The organism is Planococcus soli (genome assembly GCF_016881065.1).
Taxonomy (GTDB): Bacteria; Bacillota; Bacilli; order Bacillales_A; family Planococcaceae; genus Planococcus; species Planococcus soli.
In genome coordinates this window covers 25634-44581 of the sequence record NZ_WXYN01000015.1, presented here as the reverse complement: position 1 = coordinate 44581, position 18948 = coordinate 25634, and the positions used below count along the sequence as shown (strand labels likewise).

At 45.6% G+C, this 18948-nt stretch carries 15 protein-coding genes; 5 read left to right on the top strand and 10 right to left on the bottom strand.

Translation table 11 applies throughout. The annotated features are described in order from the left end of the window. Positions 1-136: 136 nt before the first annotated feature. Positions 137-1396, top strand: coding sequence for a YeeE/YedE family protein (locus GJB59_RS07570; RefSeq protein WP_142830382.1), 1260 nt, complete (start codon positions 137-139; stop codon positions 1394-1396). A gap of 79 nt (positions 1397-1475) precedes the next feature. On the opposite strand, the gene GJB59_RS07565 is transcribed toward GJB59_RS07570, so the two are convergent. Continuing rightward, positions 1476-2357 carry a Cof-type HAD-IIB family hydrolase gene (locus GJB59_RS07565; protein WP_142830384.1) on the bottom strand — a complete coding sequence of 294 codons (882 nt, stop codon included), beginning with the start codon at positions 2355-2357 and terminating at the stop codon, positions 1476-1478. Between the two features lie 342 nt (positions 2358-2699). Between GJB59_RS07565 and glcT the strand changes: the two genes are divergently transcribed. From glcT to GJB59_RS07545, 4 genes are all read left to right on the top strand, one after another. Continuing rightward, a complete protein-coding gene (glcT, locus tag GJB59_RS07560) occupies positions 2700-3542 on the top strand; it encodes a glucose PTS transporter transcription antiterminator GlcT (RefSeq protein WP_142830386.1) in 843 nt (280 codons plus the stop codon). 159 nt (positions 3543-3701) lie between these two features. Beyond that, on the top strand, positions 3702-5738 hold the full coding sequence (ptsG, locus tag GJB59_RS07555; RefSeq protein ID WP_142830389.1) for a glucose-specific PTS transporter subunit IIBC: 2037 nt from the start codon (positions 3702-3704) through the stop codon (positions 5736-5738). Positions 5739-5831: 93 nt separating this feature from the next. Further along, on the top strand, positions 5832-6641 hold the full coding sequence (locus GJB59_RS07550) for an endonuclease/exonuclease/phosphatase family protein (RefSeq protein WP_142830391.1): 810 nt from the start codon (positions 5832-5834) through the stop codon (positions 6639-6641). Between the two features lie 216 nt (positions 6642-6857). Continuing rightward, positions 6858-7400 (top strand): ECF transporter S component, encoded by a 543-nt coding sequence (locus tag GJB59_RS07545; RefSeq protein WP_142830393.1) that lies wholly within the window; start codon positions 6858-6860, stop codon positions 7398-7400. A 65-nt stretch (positions 7401-7465) separates the two neighbouring features. Here GJB59_RS07545 and GJB59_RS07540 read toward each other — a convergent pair whose 3' ends face one another. The 9 genes from GJB59_RS07540 to GJB59_RS07500 all read right to left on the bottom strand — a co-directional run bounded on the left by GJB59_RS07540 (position 7466) and on the right by GJB59_RS07500 (position 18722). Further along, complete coding sequence (locus tag GJB59_RS07540; RefSeq protein WP_142830395.1) at positions 7466-8107, bottom strand: O-methyltransferase; 642 nt, start codon at positions 8105-8107, stop codon at positions 7466-7468. Between the two features lie 149 nt (positions 8108-8256). After that, the gene (locus GJB59_RS07535; RefSeq protein WP_142830397.1) at positions 8257-9756 is read right to left on the bottom strand and encodes a malate:quinone oxidoreductase; all 1500 of its coding nucleotides are present in this window, start codon (positions 9754-9756) and stop codon (positions 8257-8259) included. Positions 9757-10027: 271 nt separating this feature from the next. Then, positions 10028-11176, bottom strand: a complete 1149-nt coding sequence (locus GJB59_RS07530; protein ID WP_142830399.1) for a mannitol-1-phosphate 5-dehydrogenase — start codon at positions 11174-11176, stop codon at positions 10028-10030. 6 nt (positions 11177-11182) lie between these two features. Then, on the bottom strand, positions 11183-13270 hold the full coding sequence (locus tag GJB59_RS07525; RefSeq protein ID WP_142830401.1) for a BglG family transcription antiterminator: 2088 nt from the start codon (positions 13268-13270) through the stop codon (positions 11183-11185). A gap of 96 nt (positions 13271-13366) precedes the next feature. Next, the gene (locus tag GJB59_RS07520) at positions 13367-15280 is read right to left on the bottom strand and encodes a PTS mannitol transporter subunit IICBA (protein ID WP_142830404.1); all 1914 of its coding nucleotides are present in this window, start codon (positions 15278-15280) and stop codon (positions 13367-13369) included. 311 nt (positions 15281-15591) lie between these two features. Next, complete coding sequence (locus GJB59_RS07515; protein ID WP_142830406.1) at positions 15592-16698, bottom strand: sensor histidine kinase; 1107 nt, start codon at positions 16696-16698, stop codon at positions 15592-15594. Beyond that, on the bottom strand, positions 16682-17374 hold the full coding sequence (locus tag GJB59_RS07510) for a response regulator transcription factor (protein WP_142830408.1): 693 nt from the start codon (positions 17372-17374) through the stop codon (positions 16682-16684). The genes GJB59_RS07515 and GJB59_RS07510 overlap by 17 nt, the downstream gene beginning before the upstream one ends. A gap of 32 nt (positions 17375-17406) precedes the next feature. Continuing rightward, positions 17407-17982 carry a VanZ family protein gene (locus GJB59_RS07505; protein WP_142830410.1) on the bottom strand — a complete coding sequence of 192 codons (576 nt, stop codon included), beginning with the start codon at positions 17980-17982 and terminating at the stop codon, positions 17407-17409. Between the two features lie 242 nt (positions 17983-18224). Next, on the bottom strand, positions 18225-18722 hold the full coding sequence (locus GJB59_RS07500; protein ID WP_142830457.1) for an LURP-one-related/scramblase family protein: 498 nt from the start codon (positions 18720-18722) through the stop codon (positions 18225-18227). Between the last annotated feature and the right edge of the window lie 226 nt (positions 18723-18948).

Below are 18948 nucleotides of genomic sequence, written 5' to 3'. Positions count from 1 at the left end.
ATTTTCTCCAAAGAGCTTTTCGCTTTCAAAATGCCCGGAAACCAAGGTTCTGAAGCATTTTCTTTTGACACCGAAAAGCTCAAGCATTATGATAACGGAGTATTCCCGACTAACTCACTAAGAAAAGGATGGTTTCATGACTTCAATTACGAAAGTTCAACCGGTCAACGACGCACAAGACCCCGTTGCACGGCAAGATACAGCTTTAAACAATCCTCAAGTTCCGTTGATTGTCGGTGGACTGGCCGTTGCAGCCTTATTGATGGTTTATTTACTGGCTACTCAGCACGTTTCCCAGCCAATCCTGCTGATCATCGGACTGTTGCTCGGCTATACCCTATTCCACGCACGTTTCGGTTTTACTTCAGCATTCCGGCGCCTGGCTTCTGTCGGCAACGGACAGGCAATGCGTTCGCATATGCTCATGCTGGCCGTAGCCGTAACGTTGTTTGCGCCAATCTTGGCGTACGGCTACTCGTTCTTCGGAACCGAAGTTGCCGGCTATGTTTCGCCAGTTGGCGTCAGCCTGGTCGTTGGTGCCTTCATCTTCGGGATTGGCATGCAGCTAGGCGGCGGCTGTGCTTCCGGCACCTTGTATGCAATCGGCGGCGGACGTACCGTTATGTTTGTTACTTTGTTGTTCTTCATTATCGGAACGACAATCGGTGCTTACCACCTGCCATTCTGGACTGAAGAAATGCCGGCATTTGAACCAATTTCATTGGCAACGTCTACTGGACTCGGCTATGGCGGGGCTTGGCTTGTATCGATTGTCATTTTCGGTTTGATTGCCTTAATCAGCGTGGTTATCGAGAAAAAAAGACGTGCACCAAAAATGGCGCCTGTCCCATCCGCATCTGGCTGGAGACGGATTTTCCGCGGCTCATGGCCGTTATTTGCAGCTGCGATTGTCCTGGCCGTTTTAAATGCTTTAACATTAATGGTTCGTGGAACACCATGGGGCATTACATCTGCCTTTGCTCTTTGGGGATCAAAAATCGCTGAGCTGTTCGGCGTTGACGTAGCAAGCTGGGGATATTGGCAAGGCGCCAATGCGGCCATGCTTGAAGCTTCGATCTTTGCAGATTCCACCACGATTTTAAACTTCGGTGTTATCATCGGGGCGTTCGTTGCTTCAGCAGCCGGTGGCTTGTTCAAATTCACCAAAGTGCGCGTGGGCAATTTCTTTGCTTCTGTTATCGGCGGCCTGCTGATGGGCTATGGTGCCCGTCTGGCATTCGGCTGCAACATCGGCGCTTACTTTGGCGGCATTGCTTCGTTCAGCCTTCACGGCTATATTTGGGGCATCCTGGCTTTGGCTGGAACGTTCGTTGCTTTGTACCTTCGTCCACTGTTCGGACTGTCGGTACCTAAATCCAACGATTCAGTTTGCTGACAAAAAACACTGTATAAATTCAAATCCCCCAAAACGCTCACCTTGCAGTGGCCGTTTTGGGGGATTTTTGTTATTCGCTTTACGCTTTTGATGCTTTTGCTTCCAATTGAGCCCATACTTTCGTTTTCAAGTAATGGTAGACGCCATTTTCATCGCAGCTAAACTCTGTTACTTCATCCACTAACTCTTGGATATGCTCTGCCGCATTTTTCATCGCTACGGCGTGGCTGACATATTCGAACATCTTGACATCGTTGTCGCTGTCCCCGATCGCCAGTGTCTCGCAGCCGGTCAAGCCGAACCGTTCCAGCATCTGGGCAATGCCCGATGCTTTGCTGACGCCTGCTACCATCACTTCGGCGTTATGCGGAGATGAGGGTGTCATCGAAAATTCCATGTTTTCCTGCAGTAACTTCAATTCAATTTTCCAGTCATTGATTTCATCGCGGGTTCTTGCGAAAAAGTAAAACTTGGAAAAATGACTGCCTGTAATTTCGTCTGTCCATTCAATTTCCTCTTCGATCGCTTTTTGGCGTGAAATCCATTCATTGATCTGCACGGAATCGGGTTTGGGATCCCGAACGGCAGCTTCAATAAACGCCTTATCCTGCTCCAGCACCAACCGCGGTTCTCTATGCGGGAAAAGTTCGTAGTAGATTTCGCGTTCCCGCGCCTTCGTTAAAACGGTTTCCACCAAATCCATCGGCAGTGCATGCTCAAACACCACTTCTTCGCCGATATATCCGGCCATGCCATTTGCGGTGATGATGCCGTCCACCGCAAATCCTTCCGGAAGCATTTCCGCCAGTTCATCCGCAGATCTTCCTGTTGCGATAAAAACGAAAACTCCTGCGCTTCGCAGTTCATCTATGATTTCTTTCGTATCCATGCTTACTTCGTTTGTATGATTTAAAATAGTCCCGTCCATATCCAAAAAGACGGCTTTAGGGTTAACTGCCACTCCATTACCTCCTGATGTTAAATACAATTGATTTAGCCTCAGTATACGCCTTGCTTTTTTTAAACTCAACGAAAGTGCAGCAACTCTTATTGGATCCGCCAGTTTAATACCTATTGCAGAAAGCAAAGAAATGCTAGAATAAGAGACAGAGAAATTTTCAGATTTTTTATGTGCCGATGGCGAAAGGATCCGCTTGAATCACGCGGCTCTTCTCCATTTCAGGAAGCATTGCGTCCACCACGTTTAACAAGCTGCTTCTAAAGGGCTTCTATAGATTGCAGGAAAATCGGTTGTGATGCCAGTCAGACCGGCAATAAAATCCGGAGGCAGATGGAGGCTTAAATGAAACAGATCTTGACCATACAAAAAGTATTGAATAACAATGTCGTCATTGCCAGCAATGACATGTACAAAGAAGCCGTATTGATCGGCAATGGCCTTGGCTTTAACCGGAAAAAGGGAGATTCTGTTCCATTCGATGAAGCAGACAAAACCTTTTTGCTGCAGGATGAAAAGGAAATGGAGCAGTACGTCAATCTGCTTCCTCATATCGAGGAGAAACTCATTGCCTTTATTCACGAGCTGCTGCTGTTTATCGAAGAAAAAATGGGCAAGGAGCTGAATGAACACATCCACGTGGCGCTGACAGACCATATCGCTTTTGCCATTAACCGGGCAAAAAAAGGGATCCAGTTCTCCAATCCTTTCTTGTTTGAGATCGAGTCGCTGTATCCCAAAGAATATATGGTGGCCAAAGAAGTGGTCCAAAAAGTGGAAGAGCGGACAGGGGTTTCGTTTCCGGAAGGGGAAATCGGCTTTATTGCGCTTCATGTCCACAGCGCCGTTACCGACAAGTCTTTGCGCGACATCAACCGCTACCATACTTTAATTTCGAAAATGGTTGGAATCATCGAAGACAGCCTGGACATCCATTTGGAAAAAGACAATATCGACTACCACCGCCTTATCCAGCACCTTCACCGTGCCATCGACCGCGCCGATAAAGGAGACCCGCTGGGAGAAGAAAATAAATTGGCGGCTATGTTGAAAAGTGAATATCCTGTATGCTATAATCTTGCTTGGAAGCTCATTAAAGTTATGCAAAACCAATTGAATAAGCCTGTGGATGAAGCTGAAGTCATGTATTTGACCATTCATCTGCAACGCTTGACACATAAATTCTGACCATACGTGTTACTGATTCGATCAGGCATGAGTATGAAAAGATGCAAAAGTTGACGCTTAGGACGATTCTGCCCTCTTATCGACTTTTCCCTTTTCTGCTCATGCCTTTTTGTATTCAATTGGCCTGTTCTATATTCAAAACAACGAGGAGGAAATCACATGTCATTCAATTTGTTCGGCACATTGCAAAAAGTTGGTAAAGCCCTCATGCTGCCCGTGGCACTGTTGCCTGCTGCCGGTATCCTATTGGCTTTTGGTACCAGCTTTGCACAAGACTCATTTTTGGAAGCGGTTCCGTTTATGGGAGCTGACTGGATTCAGCAATTATTATTCGTTATGGCGGAAGCCGGCGGCGTTATTTTCGACAACCTGCCTTTACTGTTTGCTGTAGGTGTCGCAATCGGCCTTGCCGGTGGTGATGGAGTAGCGGGACTTGCTGCGATCATCGGTTACTTGATCATGAACGTCACAATGAAAGCTTTTGGTGGAATTACCATGGAAATGACCGCTGACCCGGCATATGCCAATGTATTGGGAATTCCAACATTGCAGACAGGCGTATTCGGCGGGATTATCGTCGGTATAATGGCTGCCTTCATGTACAATAAATTCTTTAAAATCGAATTGCCACAGTTTTTAGGTTTCTTCGCAGGAAAGCGCTTTGTTCCGATTATTACGGCCTTCTCTGCTGTTTTTCTTGGAATCGTCATGTTTATGGTTTGGCCATTTGCCCAAACCGGCTTGAACACACTTTCCCACTTTATGCTGGAAACAAACCGCACGCTTGCAGCTTTCGTTTTCGGAACCATTGAACGCTCATTGATTCCATTCGGTTTGCATCATATTTTCTACTCACCGTTTTGGTTTGAATTTGGCCAATACACAAATGCTGCCGGTGAAATCATCCGCGGCGATCAACGCATCTTCTTTGCTCAACTGCAAGACGGTGTAGACTTTACAGCCGGCACATTCATGACTGGTAAATTCCCGTTCATGATGTTCGGCCTTCCGGCTGCGGCACTTGCCATCTACCATTGTGCACGCCCCGAGAAAAAGAAACTTGTCGGCGGTATCATGCTTTCAGGTGCTTTGACATCATTCCTTACAGGAATCACTGAACCTCTTGAGTTCTCGTTCTTGTTTGTAGCACCAGTTCTTTTCGGTATCCACGCAGTTTTTGCAGGTCTGTCGTTTATGACCATGCACTTGCTGGACGTGAAGATTGGTATGACATTCTCCGGCGGACTGATCGACTTCCTGCTGTTTGGGGTACTTCCAGGCAGAACAGAATGGTTCTGGGTCATTGTTGTCGGCCTCGTCTTCTCAGTCATCTACTACTTTGGTTTCCGCTTTGCCATCCAGAAGTTCAACTTGATGACACCTGGACGTGAAGCAGATGAAGAAGGCGATGAAGAAACAGAAGAAATCGGCGATCTGCCGTATGAAATTCTTGCTGCCATGGGCGGACAGGAAAACATTACACACCTCGATGCTTGTATCACGCGCCTGCGTGTCAGCGTAGCGGACAAAGGCAATGTCGATAAGAAGAGATTGAAAAAATTGGGCGCTTCCGGTGTTATGGAAGTCGGCAACAACATTCAAGCCATCTTCGGACCTGTCTCGGACAGCCTGCGCGGACAAATGCAGGACATCATCAATGGCAAATCGCCTCGACCTGCTGCTAAAGCAGCGGCTCCAACTGAAAATGCAGCTGCATCGGCAACACCGTTGGAATTCAACAACCCGATTACAGGCGAACTCCTGCCAATTTCAGAAGTTCCGGATCAGGTATTCTCAGGCAAAATGGTCGGAGACGGATTCGCCATCAAGCCGACAGAAGGAAAAGTTTATTCGCCGGTAAACGGCAAAGTCGTTACGGTCTTCCCTACCAAGCATGCTATCGGCATCGCGGCAGACAACGGCACAGAAATTCTGATCCACATCGGTATTGATACGGTCCATCTGAAAGGTGAAGGATTTACTTCACATATTGAACAAGGCGACCTCGTTGAACAAGGACAGCTTCTGATGGAGATGGACTTGGAATACATCGCTGAAAAAGCGGCGTCAATTATTACGCCGATTGTCTTCACGAACCTTGAAGAAGGCCAATCGATCAAACTTAAAAAATCCGGCGCTGTAGCAGCCAAGGATCAGGACATCATGGAAATTATCCATGGCGAACCTGTCGTTTGATAGAAAGCCAAACTAAAGCCCAGCTGCATTCGGAAAATTTCCGTATGCAGCTGGGCTTTCTTATATACACAAACAAATCAGGAGGCTGCATAAATGAATGTTTTAACCTTGAATTGCCACTCATGGCACGAAGAAAATCAGCATGACAAAATACGCCACTTTGCCGAAACCATTAAAGAAAAGGATTATGATGTCATCGCCCTTCAGGAAGTCAACCAATCAATTAAAGCCAAACTGCTGTACGGAGAAATTAAGGAAGATAATTTTGGAGTCGTGCTGCTGCAGGAGCTTGAAAAGATCGGTGTTTCGAATTATTCGCTTGTATGGAGTTTTTCCCACTTGGTCTACGGCATTTACGAAGAAGGCGTCGCCATTTTAACGAAGCATACCATTCTAGAAGAAGACTCTTTTTTCGTCAGCCAAAGCACTGCCATCGATTACTGGAAAACGCGAAAAATCGTTGGCGTTACAATCGATTGCGCAGGTACTCCGATCTCTTTCTACTCCTGCCATATGGGTTGGTGGATCGACGAGGAAGAACCTTTTAAGCAGCAGGCAGAACGTCTTCTGCAACAAGTCAAACAGGATGGCCTGCTTTTTCTGATGGGAGACTTTAACAACAGTGCTTCCCTATCAGGAGAGGGATACGACTTCTTAATCGGCCACGGGCTTCACGATACGTATGAGTTGGCACAACATAAAGACCATGGAACAACAGTCGAAGGAAAAATTACCGGATGGAATGACAACAAAGAAGATTTGCGCATCGATCTGATCTTGGCGAATAGCCCCGTAAATGTGCGATCTTCTCACGTCATTTTCAACAACCGCAACAAATCCGTTATTTCAGATCACTTTGGCGTAGAAGCAATAGTGGTTATTCCCAGATCAACGGAATCATGAAACAAGTACAAACTTAGAGTGGAGATTTGACGCTTCACTCTTCGCAGTTGAAACAGCGAATGCCTGCAGCGATTTCTAACAATCTGCTCTTCTTTGGTCATTTAAATGCTCTAAAACAAAACTGACCCCTAAGTTTTGTTGGGAATTGATACTTTTAACTAGTCCACACCTCTGCTAATCTTATCTGAAAAAGAAAAGATAGGAAGGTTACCGACAATGCAAAAAACAACTAGCTACTCACCTGCGAATAATTCCCGCACTCTTGATTTGGTTTTGACTTCCATGGCCATTGCACTTGTCTTTGTTGCCACGTTATTATTGAATATCCGCCTGCCGATTGCGGCAAACGGCGGCCTTGTCCACCTCGGTACTGCCATGCTCTTTATCATTGCGATCCTGTTCGGTCCAAAAAAAGGGCTGATTGCCGGTGCAGTCGGCATGGGCCTGTTTGACCTCGTTTCCGGATGGACGCTGTGGGCACCGATTACGATCCTGGCGCGAGGCCTGCAAGGTTACCTGGTCGGTAAAATCGCTTGGTCTGGCGGCAGAAACGGCGGCAGTACACGCTTCAACATTTTAGCTGCCGTCGTGTCAATTCCATTAATGGTCGCTATTTACTATTTGGGCGAAGCCATCATTTTCAGCAGTTGGATCATTCCGGCAGCTTCTATTCCCGGCAACCTTGTCCAAAATACTGTCGGCCTGATTATCGCCATTCCAGTGGCAATTGCTTTGAAGAAAACACCATTCTTTAAATAAGCTGACTTGGGATAAACTTCGATTTATAGAAAAAAGAGCGTGCCTAAACTTGGGCACGCTCTTTTTCAGTTATTCACTTTTGATAAGGTCAGCCCATCCCCCACCGGAATCAGCATGGATTCGAGCTGTGGATGATTCGCCACTGTTTTATTGAAAGCTTTCATAATTTCGGTATTGCGTGTGGCTTGGATGGTCTCATCCACTACTGTTCCAGCTGCCAGTACATTGTCCGCCACAATCAAAGCGCCAGGCGCTGCCAGCTTCAGGCAATAGTTCAAGTAATTTTCATAGTTTTCTTTGTCCGCATCGATAAAGAAAAAGTCGAACTTCCGATTTTCCTCAACCAGCTTTTCCAGGCTCTCTAAAGCCGCTCCTGTCCGATACGCAACCTGTTCACCAAAGCCCGCATTCTCCAAATTTCGGTAAGCCAATTGTGCATAGCTTTCCTCAAGTTCAAGAGAAGTCAGTTTGCCTTCTTTACTGTTGAACCCTCTAACCAGGCAAATTCCGCTATAACCGCCAAGAGCGCCAATTTCTAAAACATTTTTTGCATCTGAGATTGATACCAGCATCGTTAGCAATTTGCCGGATGAAGGCGATACCGAAATCGATGGCATGCCATTTTCTTCTATCGAGGAAATAACGCTCTCCAAAATTGGATCTTGTGCCGTGAAGACCGTATTGATATAGTGATTTGTTTTCTTCATGGTCTGCAGCTCCTTTTTCAATAATTTTTTTGTGTAGACGAACGGACATTCAAATAAAGTTTATACGCCATTATACAAAATTGTCCAAAAAAAGCCCCTTTCATCATTTCGGATGAAAGGGGCTTTCACAATGCATTCTTATATGAAACTTAGATTTCTATCGGGCTTTTTTCATCCAGTTGCAATGCTTTAGCTGTTGATGTATGAATTTCCTGAAGAAGCTCAGGGTTTTCAGACAAGGAAACACCGTAAGATGGAATCATTTCTTTGATTTTTGGTTCCCAGCCGCCTACTTCATCCGGGAAGCATTTTTTGAAGATCTCCAGCATCGCATGAACAGCTGTGGACGCACCAGGAGAAGCTCCAAGCAACGCAGCAACCGAACCGTCTGCAGCAGTGACAATTTCTGTACCAAATTGGAGAGTTCCTTTGCCTTTATCCGTATCTTTGATGACCTGTACACGTTGCCCGGCTACGACAACATCCCAATCCTTAAGTTTGGCAGTCGGAATAAACTCACGCAATTCTTCCACGCGTTTTTCATTCGACAACATGACCTGCTGGATAAGGTATTTGGTTAAGGACATTTCTTTGGCGCCTGCCGCCAGCATCGTGAAGACGTTGTTCGGTTTTACAGATCCGATCAAGTCCATGTTCGAACCTGTTTTCAGGAACTTCGGCGAAAATCCTGCGAACGGTCCGAACAACAACGATTTCTTGTTGTCGATAAAGCGCGTGTCCAAATGCGGAACTGACATCGGTGGAGCTCCGACTTTCGCTTTTCCGTATACTTTAGCGTGGTGCCGTTCGACGATTTCCGGATCGTTGCAGACCAGGAACATCCCGCTTACAGGGAATCCGCCAATGTGCTTGGATTCCGGAATGCCTGTTTTTTGAAGCAATGGCAAGCTTCCGCCGCCGCCCCCAATAAAGACGAAGTCCGCGCTGTGATATTCGATTTTATCATTTTCAAGGTCCTGCACTTTTACTTCCCAAGTGCCGTCGCCGCTGCGTTTGATGTCTTTCACTGCATGCTTGTAATTGATTTCGACCTGCTGTTCTTTCAAGTACTCAAACAGCATTTCCGTTAAAGCGCCAAAGTTGACGTCAGTCCCGGAATCGATTTTTGTAGCTGCGATTGCATCATTTGAAGTACGGCCTTCCATGATAAGCGGCATCCATTCCTTCAATTTTGCAGAATCGGCTGAATACTCCATTCCTTTGAATAGAGGGCTCTTAGACAATGCTTCAAACCGTTTGTTTAAGAATCGAACATTGTCTTCTCCCTGTACCATACTCATATGAGGAATCGACATGATAAAGTCCTGCGGATTGCTGATGCGTTTATTGTTTACAAGAAACGACCAAAACTGTCTTGACAGCTGGAATTGCTCATTGATGCTGATCGCTTTTTTGATGTCTACAGAACCGTCAGCCTGTTCCGGCGTATAGTTAAGCTCGCAAAGTGCGGCATGCCCTGTTCCGGCATTGTTCCATTCGTTCGAGCTTTCAGATCCCGCTTTTTCAAGTTTTTCAAATACTTTAATATTCCAATCGGGTGCTAGCTCTTTAAGCATGGCGCCTAAAGTTGCGCTCATGACTCCGGCACCGATTAAGATGACATTTCTTTTTTTCTGTTGGTTGTCCATTATAACCTTCCTTATCCCGTATATTTGCATATAGGTGCAGCTGCTCCTGATCAAATAATACAAAAAGCCAGGTTCAACCGAAACGCACCTTTTCTGCTTCAATTGTATAATTATATCACATTTTTTGATTGTACTCTTCTGGTTTTGCCTGTCAAGTATACCTCACTTGGTGCCAGTACAAAAGAAAGATGCCCGTTTCCAGTTTAAGGACTTTATTAAACGTACAAATGGCAGACACATGGGGGGTGTCTGCCATTAGAGTTTATCTATTTCAGTTCTTTTGCGCTTGCAAGGTTTCGTACTGGCGAACGACTTCTTTAGTGATGTCACTGTCTTCCGGCAGGCCGCTGAACGTTTTCAGCGCAGCTGCCGGTCCGGATTTCCGGATCACTTCCTGGATTTCCATGGCTTCCTCGTCTTCCGGATAATCGAACAACAGCGCAGCCGCGATGGCATTGGCTAAGTTGGTGTATGGCAATCCAGCCTTTTGCGCCTGGGTTGCAGGACGGATGAGCCGGTCTTCAGGACCGAGTTTACGGATAGGGGCACGGCCGACTCGTGTCACGCCATCATTCAAATAGGCATTTTTAAAGCGTTCAATGTTCTTGTTGATATAAGCCAAATGCTCTTCTTCATCGATGCCGTATTCCTTCACCAGATAAGCGCCGGTTTCTTTAAGTGTTTCTCTGACTTGGTCGACAATCTTGTCATCAGCCAAGGTTTCGTCGATGGTGGACTTTCCAGCAAGATAGCCCAGGTAAGCGATTACGGCATGGCCTGTGTTTACTGTAAACAGCTTGCGTTCAATGAACGGAGCAAGGTCTTCAACCATCTTCATGCCGGTTACTGAAGGAATGTCTTCAGTCGTTTCCACAACCCATTCGAAATAAGGTTCAACCAGAACGTCCAGTGAACTTTGGTCCTGGATCGGAACAATGCGGTCAACCGCTGAATTAAAGAAATACACTTTTCCGTCCAACTGGCTCTTAGCCTCTTCATCAAGATTATCCATGATGTGCTGCTTAAGGATATCCGTTGCCCCAATTTGGTTTTCACAAGCAATGACGTAAATCTTATCATCTGTTTCCGCTACGCGCTTGGCTAAGCCGCGGGCAATCAGCGGTGCGATTCTCGGCAAGATGTTCGGGCCAATCGCTGTCGTTAAATAAGTTGCTTGCTGAATCGCGTCGATCACATCGGTTTCGTTCGTCATGTTATTAATGCCGGATACGTTTTCAATGGTGATGGATTCTTCCTGGGACTGAGCCATTTTTACTTTGTAACTTTTTTCTTCGTTCAGCTTATTGATAACCTGCTCTGCAACATCCACAAATGTTACGTGGTAGCCCGATTCGGAAAATAAAGCCCCGATAAATCCTCTGCCAATGTTTCCTGCGCCAAAATGAATGGTTTGTTTCACTGATCATCATTCCTTTATCAAGTTTTTTTGTAGATACTCCAAGAAAATGTCTTCTAATTTTTGACGAATCACTTTTTCATTCGAGGAGGAGAAAATCATCATCGATACGTCGCTTTCGATCAAACTGGTGCTGATCAAGCTCAATATTTCCTGCTCTCTGCCCGTCAGCGCGGTGGGTGCCAGCATCAAGAGCAGATTTTTCATCGGCATGGTTACGCCGTCCATTCCTTTAACCAGGAGTGGATTGTCCAAGTGGACGATTTGGAAGACCGGTTTTTGAATCGAATCATCACGACAGTGAAAAAGCGCCATATTGGTATCCGGAATCCCCAATCCGCCTTTCTTTTCCCGCTCTTTCAATTCTTGCATGGCCGAGGCGGAATCTGTAATCAGCCCTTCCCTTTTCGCCAGTTCAATGACTTCCTTCAACACGTCCCAATGATCCGTGGCAAGATGTTTATGGATGACCTTGAAATTGGCCAGAATCGCATCTATGCTGGCCTGCACTTCTTTTATTTCCCGCAGGACCTGATGGATATCGGGGCGGCCTTTCGGTACCAAGGTACCGCTGGAATTTCCTGGATTTAAGTATTGCCGTTTCCCGGTGATTTTCTCCACATTGTTCTGCAGATAACTTTCGATATAGCCGATATCCCGATCGCTAAGCAATGGGCTCACCATAATGTAATCGACTTCTGTAACAGGCAGCCGGATAGTTGAAATCACCAAGTCATAATCCTGAAAATGTGCCGTTTGAAAATCATTGATCGACAGGATTTCCACCGAATTGATTTCCGGCAGCTCTTTTTGAATCCGGCTTGCCAGCATTTTCGAAGTCCCGATGCCTGTCGGACAAATGACGACCGCATCAATTCGGACCTTTTCTTCCTTCATCAGCAAAGCCGAACCAAAATGGAGGACGATAAAAGCTGTCTCATCAGCTGAAAAATCGAGATCTTTAAACTCGTTTTCCAATCCCTGCTTGACCGCCATAAACAACACCGGGTATTTCCGCCTGATTTCATCCGTCAACGGATTAAACGATTCGAGCTTTTGATTTAACCGGAAGATTGAAGGCCCCATGTGCGCAAGCAGCCCCTGGTACAGCGAAAAATCATCGATCAAATCGACATGAAGCTGCGCTGAAACATCTCGGATCAAGTTTTTTATCAGCCGTCCAAGCAGCACGCTGTCGTAATAGGCTAAATCCGCCGCCTGCACTTTCGAGCCTTTCAAAATGACTGCTAAAAAATGCACATCGGCGTCCGTCAGCCGAACCGAAAGCTGCTCTTGCAACTCTTCACTCACATTTTCCATCAACCGGTACTCGTTGTCAGAGTCCTTCCCTGTCCCGTCTCCCGGCTCCAGCATGAATCCAGCTTCTGTCCGCTGAAGCGCCAGGCAACTGTAGACGACCAATCCGATATAGTCGCTGTCCGCCAGCCTGGTTTGTTCCTTGTTGATTTTTTGGTCCACCAATTGATCCACGACCGCCAAGTATTTAGGCGAAAAATAACCAAGAATGTTCTCTTCTTGGCTTTTTCCCTGTTGAAGAAAATACAAACTCTCGATCATTTCCTCATAGAAGTAAGCGAGGATAAAGCTGCCAAGAGCGTGGCGCTTGTCGGCTTCTTCGCCATCCACTTCGACGCCCACGCCTCTTGTCCGCGACAGCTCAATCGAAAACTTCCGCAGCCAGTCAGTTACCTCATCCAAATAGGCAGTCAAGGTGGCGGTGCTGATCCCCAATTGTCCGGCAAGCACCTGCTTTTTGAAAAAAGGCCCTTCGTGCAATAAAATAATCAGCAGTTTCAGCTTTCTCTCTTCCGGGGTTTCATCTGCCGGACTGACTGTCATCAGATTTTGGATCAGCCGGTAAACTTGTTCATTTTTTCCTGCAATAAAAAGCCCTTCGTCTCCCGTGCGTTCGACGGCCAGTTCAAATTGCTGCAGCATTTTCCCTACTGATTTTAAGTCCCGCTGGATTGTCCGGGCACTGACATCCAAATATGAAGACAGCGAATGCACGGTATGTTTTCCGGAAGTTCTGACAATCAGTTCGATAATGGATTTTTCCCTAAACGTGATAAACATTCAGCTCACTCATTTCACTTTTGGATGCCTTCTTCAAGACCAGGAAATGCAGATAGAACAAAAAGGCAGGAATCCCCGCCTTTCTATTGCTGCTATTCAGTTGCTGTTGATGATGGCCATTAGTTCTTTAGCCGTTTTTGCATTGACCAGCTGATCCACATTGTCCTGTTCGGCACAAATGACGGCGATTCCTGAAAGGATTTCCAAATGCGTGCCATCCTTACCGGCGATGCCAAAAATCATTTTTGCACTTTCTCCATTAAAGTCTACTCCATTTGGAACCTGAACAACAGTAAAGCCTGACTTGATGACGGATTTTTTTGCTTCTTCCGTTCCATGAGGGATCGCGACATTGTTGCCCATATAAGTCGTCGTTATTTCCTCTCGCTTCAACATTTCATCCACATAAGACTCTTCGACGTATCCGCCTTTGACCAATGCTTGTCCTGCAAAGCGGATTGCGTCTTCTTTTGTGCGGAATTTCTGTCCGATAAAGATATTTTCCTCAAGCAGGAGCTGATCATCTTCTGGATTGTGCGGAACAGCTGCTTCGCTTTCTTCCGCCAGCTCATGCTGATCACCAGTCCCTCCATTTTGAAGACGGTCGATCAGTTTGTCGTACTCCGGGCTTGATAGGAAGTTGTCGACTGAAATATGGTAAGCATCCGGCACCTTGTTTTCGGCACGCGGCGTCAGTTTTTCCTGTGTAATGACAATTTGGGAATCGGCAGGAATCGTGCTGATGGCTGTATTCGAAACCGATACGCCCAGTCCAGCTTCTTTCACTTTCTTGCGCAGAAGAGAAGCGCCCATTGCACTCGATCCCATTCCGGCATCACAGGCAAAAACGATTTTTTGTACATTTGACGGGAAGACTCCGTTTCCAGCGCCTGCTGGTGACGTTATTTCCCGGGAAATAGAACTTTTCTTGCCTTTCATCTGTTCCATTTTCTTTGTTGCTTCTTCCATATCTTCATCTGTTTGCTTGCTGGATTTCAAAACGATTGCAGAAATGGCGAATGATACGGCTGTAGCGACAAAGACAGCTGCAAAGTTGGCCAGATAAGCCAGGCTTTCAGGCGGTGTAACCGCTGCAATCGCCAAGATGCTCCCCGGTGATGCAGGCGCAACCAATCCGCCACCCATTAATACAAGTGTAAAGACTCCGCTCATCCCGCCGAAAATGACAGCTAACAAAAGCATCGGCTTCATCAATACGTACGGGAAATAAATTTCGTGAATGCCTCCAAAGAAATGGATGATGGCTGCACCAGGCGCTGATTGCTTCGCAATGCCTTTTCCAAAAAGCATAAACCCAAGCAGCACTCCAAGTCCTGGCCCCGGATTCGCTTCCAGAAGGAACAGAATCGATTTCCCTGTCTGCTGAACTTGCTCCAACCCGATCGGTGTCAATACACCGTGATTGATGGCGTTATTCAGGAATAAAATCTTCGCTGGTTCGATCAAGATGCTGGTTAATGGCAATAAGCCTGCATCAAGCAACCAGTCCACACCTGAAACAAGAACCGATGTAAACGAACTCACAGCCGGTCCGATTCCGAGAAATGCTAGAATGGCAAGTGCACCGCCCAGAATTCCGGCAGAAAAGTTGTTGACCAGCATTTCAAAACCGGTGCGGACTTTCCCTTCGATCAATTGGTCAAATTTCTTGATAACGTATGCGCCGAGCGGACCCATAATCATGGCGCCCAGGAACATTGGTGTATCAGGAGCCCCGACAATGACACCCATTGTCGCGATGGTTCCTACCACTCCACCCCGTTGGTCGTAAATCAATCGACCGCCTGTGTAACCGATCAGCAGCGGCAGCATGTAGGTAACCATAGGCCCTACTAATGAGCCAAGACCTTCATTCGGGAAAAATCCTGTCGGGATAAATAGCGCTGTAATCAATCCCCATGCAATAAATGCACCAATATTCGGCAAAACCATTGAGCTCAGGAAATTTCCGAACTTCTGCACGCGAATCTTCATTTTTGAATCGTTCATGTAATCCTCTCCTTCTAACTATACTTATAATGTTCCTTTATCATAGACCTCGGATGGAAGCGCATTCAATAACAAGGAAAGTCAACTTTGTCGGGCTTGTCGTGACAAGAGTGTTGTTTTACAGAAAAAGACTGTCCCTCGTCAGGAAGCATGACGAAAGGACAGCCTTTTTTATTGTAGTAATCCCATAAAAATAGTCAAAGATCATAAAACAGGAAAGTCTTTCTGAAAAAGCAACGGAATCCTCTGAGCCTGCTACAGAAACCTGCTGTGCAATCTTAAATTGGGAACTTGGGTATTGAAACCAGGGCTCATTCACTCTTTTTAGGAAGTTTTACCACAAAAGCGGTTTTGCCCAATGTGCTTTCTGCTCTGATTTGGCCGCCATGCAATTCCAAAATGCTTTTTACAATTGCTAAGCCTAATCCTGAACCGCCTGTATACTGGGAACGTGATTTTTCGACTCTATAGAACCGTTCGAATAGGTAGGGCAAATCGATGCTTGGGATAGCCTGGCCATAGTTAGCTATTTCGATTTCGATAAGTTCTTCCGATTCTTTTACCGAGAGGTCAATATACTTCCCTTCTTTGCCATACCGGATGGCATTTTCGATCAGATTTCCAAATACTCTTGCCAGCTTTGGTCCTTCTCCCATGACAAACGGCCTTTCCGTGAATGAAAAGTGCTGCCGCATCTCCATTCCTTCTTCTTTAAGCTGGAACTGGAACTGAACGGATAATTGGTTCATCATTTCCTCCAGATTGATCGGCACTTCGTTGACCAGCGCTTCTTTATTCTGCACCAGGGTGTACTCGAATAAATCATTAAGTAATTTGTTGAGTTCATGAGATTTCTGATGGATGATCTGAATGTAATACCTGAGCTCTACTTCACTTTTATACCGGTCTTCGTTGATCAAATCCAAATAGCCGACAATTGAAGTTAAGGGCGAACGAAGGTCGTGGGCGACATTGGTGATCAAATCGTTCTTTATCTCAGCCGCTTTTTTTTGCTCGGCTTTCGCTTCTTCTAGTTGCAGGATGATCTGATTCACTTTTTCCGCTAATTCCCCTATCACCCCTTCATCTTCAATTGTCAGTGCCTGATCAAACTGCCCTTTTGCGATGCTTTCCATTTCTTTCATCATGTTCTTCAACATACTTTCCATATATCTTTGCCGCTCAAAAAGATAAAAAAAGGATAAGAATAGAGCGAATGGCAGAAAACATAATAGAATGAAAGGCATCAAACCAAAAGAGCTGCTCAGCTCGATAAAATCTGCGAGGCGGGAAGATTGTGTTTCCAGAAAATACAGCGCAAAAATAAGGACTTGAGCAGTTACAGCTGTCAGTAAGACTGCCAGAACGATATACAGTAGCAATTTCCATAATGGAAGAAACTTAATGACTTTTTTCAATTTTGTAGCCTACTCCCCAAACAGTTTGAACCAGAGCTTCCCCAGGACTGGCTGCTTGCATCTTATCCCGAAGATTCTTTATGTGCACCATAACTGTTTTATTTGATCCTATACTGTCTTCCTGCCACAGCCGCCTGAAAATTTCCTCCGAGCTAAAGACGGAGCCTTGGTTTTTAGCAAGTAAATATAAGATATCAAATTCACTGGAAGTCAATTTGATTTCCTTGCCATGTATACTGACGCCGTGGCCCTTTTTGTCGATTTTCCAGGAATGGATCTGGATGCTTTCCTGTTCCTTGTCTGGCAAACTATAGCTTGCGCGCCGCAGCAAGCCTTTTACCCGAGCATTCAATTCCAGGGGATTAAACGGTTTGGTCATGTAATCATCCGCACCCGTCATGAGGCCGGTGATTTTGTCCATGTCCTGCACCTTGGCACTGAGCATGAGAATCGGCACCTGGCTGGTTGCCCGCACTTGCCGGCAAAACTCCAAACCGTCCATGCGCGGCATCATAACATCCAGAACGATCAGATCGATAGAGGCACGTTCGATGACTGCCAATGCCTCTAGTCCATCCTGCGCCTGCTGGACATCATACCCTTCATTTCGTAAATAGATCTCTGCCAGCCCCGCAATATCACGGTCATCGTCAACAATCAAAATAGTTTTGCCCACGCTTGTTCTCCCCCTCTATAAGATCCATTCTATCAATCTATTCCGGCTCTTTTTTCCAAGCTGAACTTATGGAAAACGGTTTGAGCCTGTGAAATTCTTAAAATCTGCCTTATTAGTAGAAACCCTATCACAGCCCCTAATGTATTCGCAATCAAATCATTGATATCAGTACTTCTTCCGCTTCCGAGCAAGATCCGGATAGCTAATTGGGTGAGTTCAAACGATAAACTAACATAAAATCCAAGGCGGGCTGCCTGTTTAACAGACCGGATTTTCCGGCTCAAAAACGGCAAGTACATGCCGAAGGGCACCAGCATGATGATGTTCAATACGAAGGTCTTCACATCAATCGTCAAGACCGGAATAAAGTTGGTTGATTTGTACCACGGTGTCAGGTTTCGGTATTCACCGAGATTCACTTCAATTGGGAAAAACACCAAATGCATCATAGTTAAAAAATAAATGGCAAAAGACAGCATTAGCGTAAATTGGCCAACAGCATAGTTTTTCTTTAAAAAGGTGGCAACAAGCAAGTAAATAAGAAAAAGCAGAAACGCCGGCAACAGGATGTAAGTAGAATCGATGGTGAAGATGATTGAATCATTCATTTTTCTTCCTCCTAGCAATAATTATTTTATTTGGTTTTTGGATCGGCAGGTCTTTCTTCAAGGGATAAGTAAAGTATAATCAGCATTTTTAAAGTTTTTCTTAAGAAAAGAGAAATGATTTTTTAATATTGAACAATAAAAAAAGAAGCCATTCCGGCAGCCATTTAATGGCCAGGAAATCGCTTCTTTTTAACTGATATTTTTTGAATAGCTGAAACTCAATTTCGCCAGCGGACGTTAAATTACGCAGAACCTCCGGAAGCTGCAGCCGCCTGATCGGCTTTCACACAATCGATCGCCACAACAACGGCGATGACAACCGCCTCCATCTCTTCATCCAGAATCTCCACTTTGTAGCTGTCGCCCCAGCTGAACCATTCCTTGTTCACCTGGCCAACCACTTCTCCATGCTGCAATATTTGAAAATCCATATCCCACCAGTTTCCGCGAATCTCGATGCCGGTGCCGTCAATCGTATAGCGCGCCTTGAATATGGAAAATTCCTTCTTAATCGTTAAGCGTTCCTGGCCATTGACCTCTACAAAAAACTTAGGCAGGAAACTGAAAGTCTTTTTGGTGATGAGCGCGACTTCATCTCTCTTTGTGTTCATGATGGCGAAGGTCTTCGGAATTTGCATAAAGCTGCCTTCCACATAATAAACATCATTCTGCTCTTGATCCTTCACCGTAAATTTGCCGCTTAAGCTGAATACCCTTTGTTTGATATAGAGTTGTTTGATTTTATCGTCTCCTTTTGACAAGTTGACATTTATGCCTGAAAAACTCGAAGCTTCAATAAAGTAAACTGCACTTTATGTTTATTCAACAAATTATACAGGAATGCCTTCCCAGAGAAAAAAGATGTCAAACTTGTCTCGGGAGAAGATTAAGCTTGGCTAGAAAAGCTTTTGACCCTTCCATACTTAAAAACCACCTAAAACACTTTGGCATCAAAGTTTTAGGCGG

Coding starts and splice junctions, on each gene's coding strand:
- GJB59_RS07540 (WP_142830395.1), bottom strand. CDS start 8,107: ATGAAGAAAACAAATCACTATATCAATACGGTCTTCACGGCACAAGAT.
- GJB59_RS07550 (WP_142830391.1), top strand. CDS start 5,832: ATGAATGTTTTAACCTTGAATTGCCACTCATGGCACGAAGAAAATCAG.
- glcT (WP_142830386.1), top strand. CDS start 2,700: ATGAAACAGATCTTGACCATACAAAAAGTATTGAATAACAATGTCGTC.
- GJB59_RS07535 (WP_142830397.1), bottom strand. CDS start 9,756: ATGGACAACCAACAGAAAAAAAGAAATGTCATCTTAATCGGTGCCGGA.
- GJB59_RS07570 (WP_142830382.1), top strand. CDS start 137: ATGACTTCAATTACGAAAGTTCAACCGGTCAACGACGCACAAGACCCC.
- ptsG (WP_142830389.1), top strand. CDS start 3,702: ATGTCATTCAATTTGTTCGGCACATTGCAAAAAGTTGGTAAAGCCCTC.
- GJB59_RS07505 (WP_142830410.1), bottom strand. CDS start 17,982: ATGAATGATTCAATCATCTTCACCATCGATTCTACTTACATCCTGTTG.
- GJB59_RS07545 (WP_142830393.1), top strand. CDS start 6,858: ATGCAAAAAACAACTAGCTACTCACCTGCGAATAATTCCCGCACTCTT.
- GJB59_RS07520 (WP_142830404.1), bottom strand. CDS start 15,280: ATGAACGATTCAAAAATGAAGATTCGCGTGCAGAAGTTCGGAAATTTC.
- GJB59_RS07525 (WP_142830401.1), bottom strand. CDS start 13,270: ATGTTTATCACGTTTAGGGAAAAATCCATTATCGAACTGATTGTCAGA.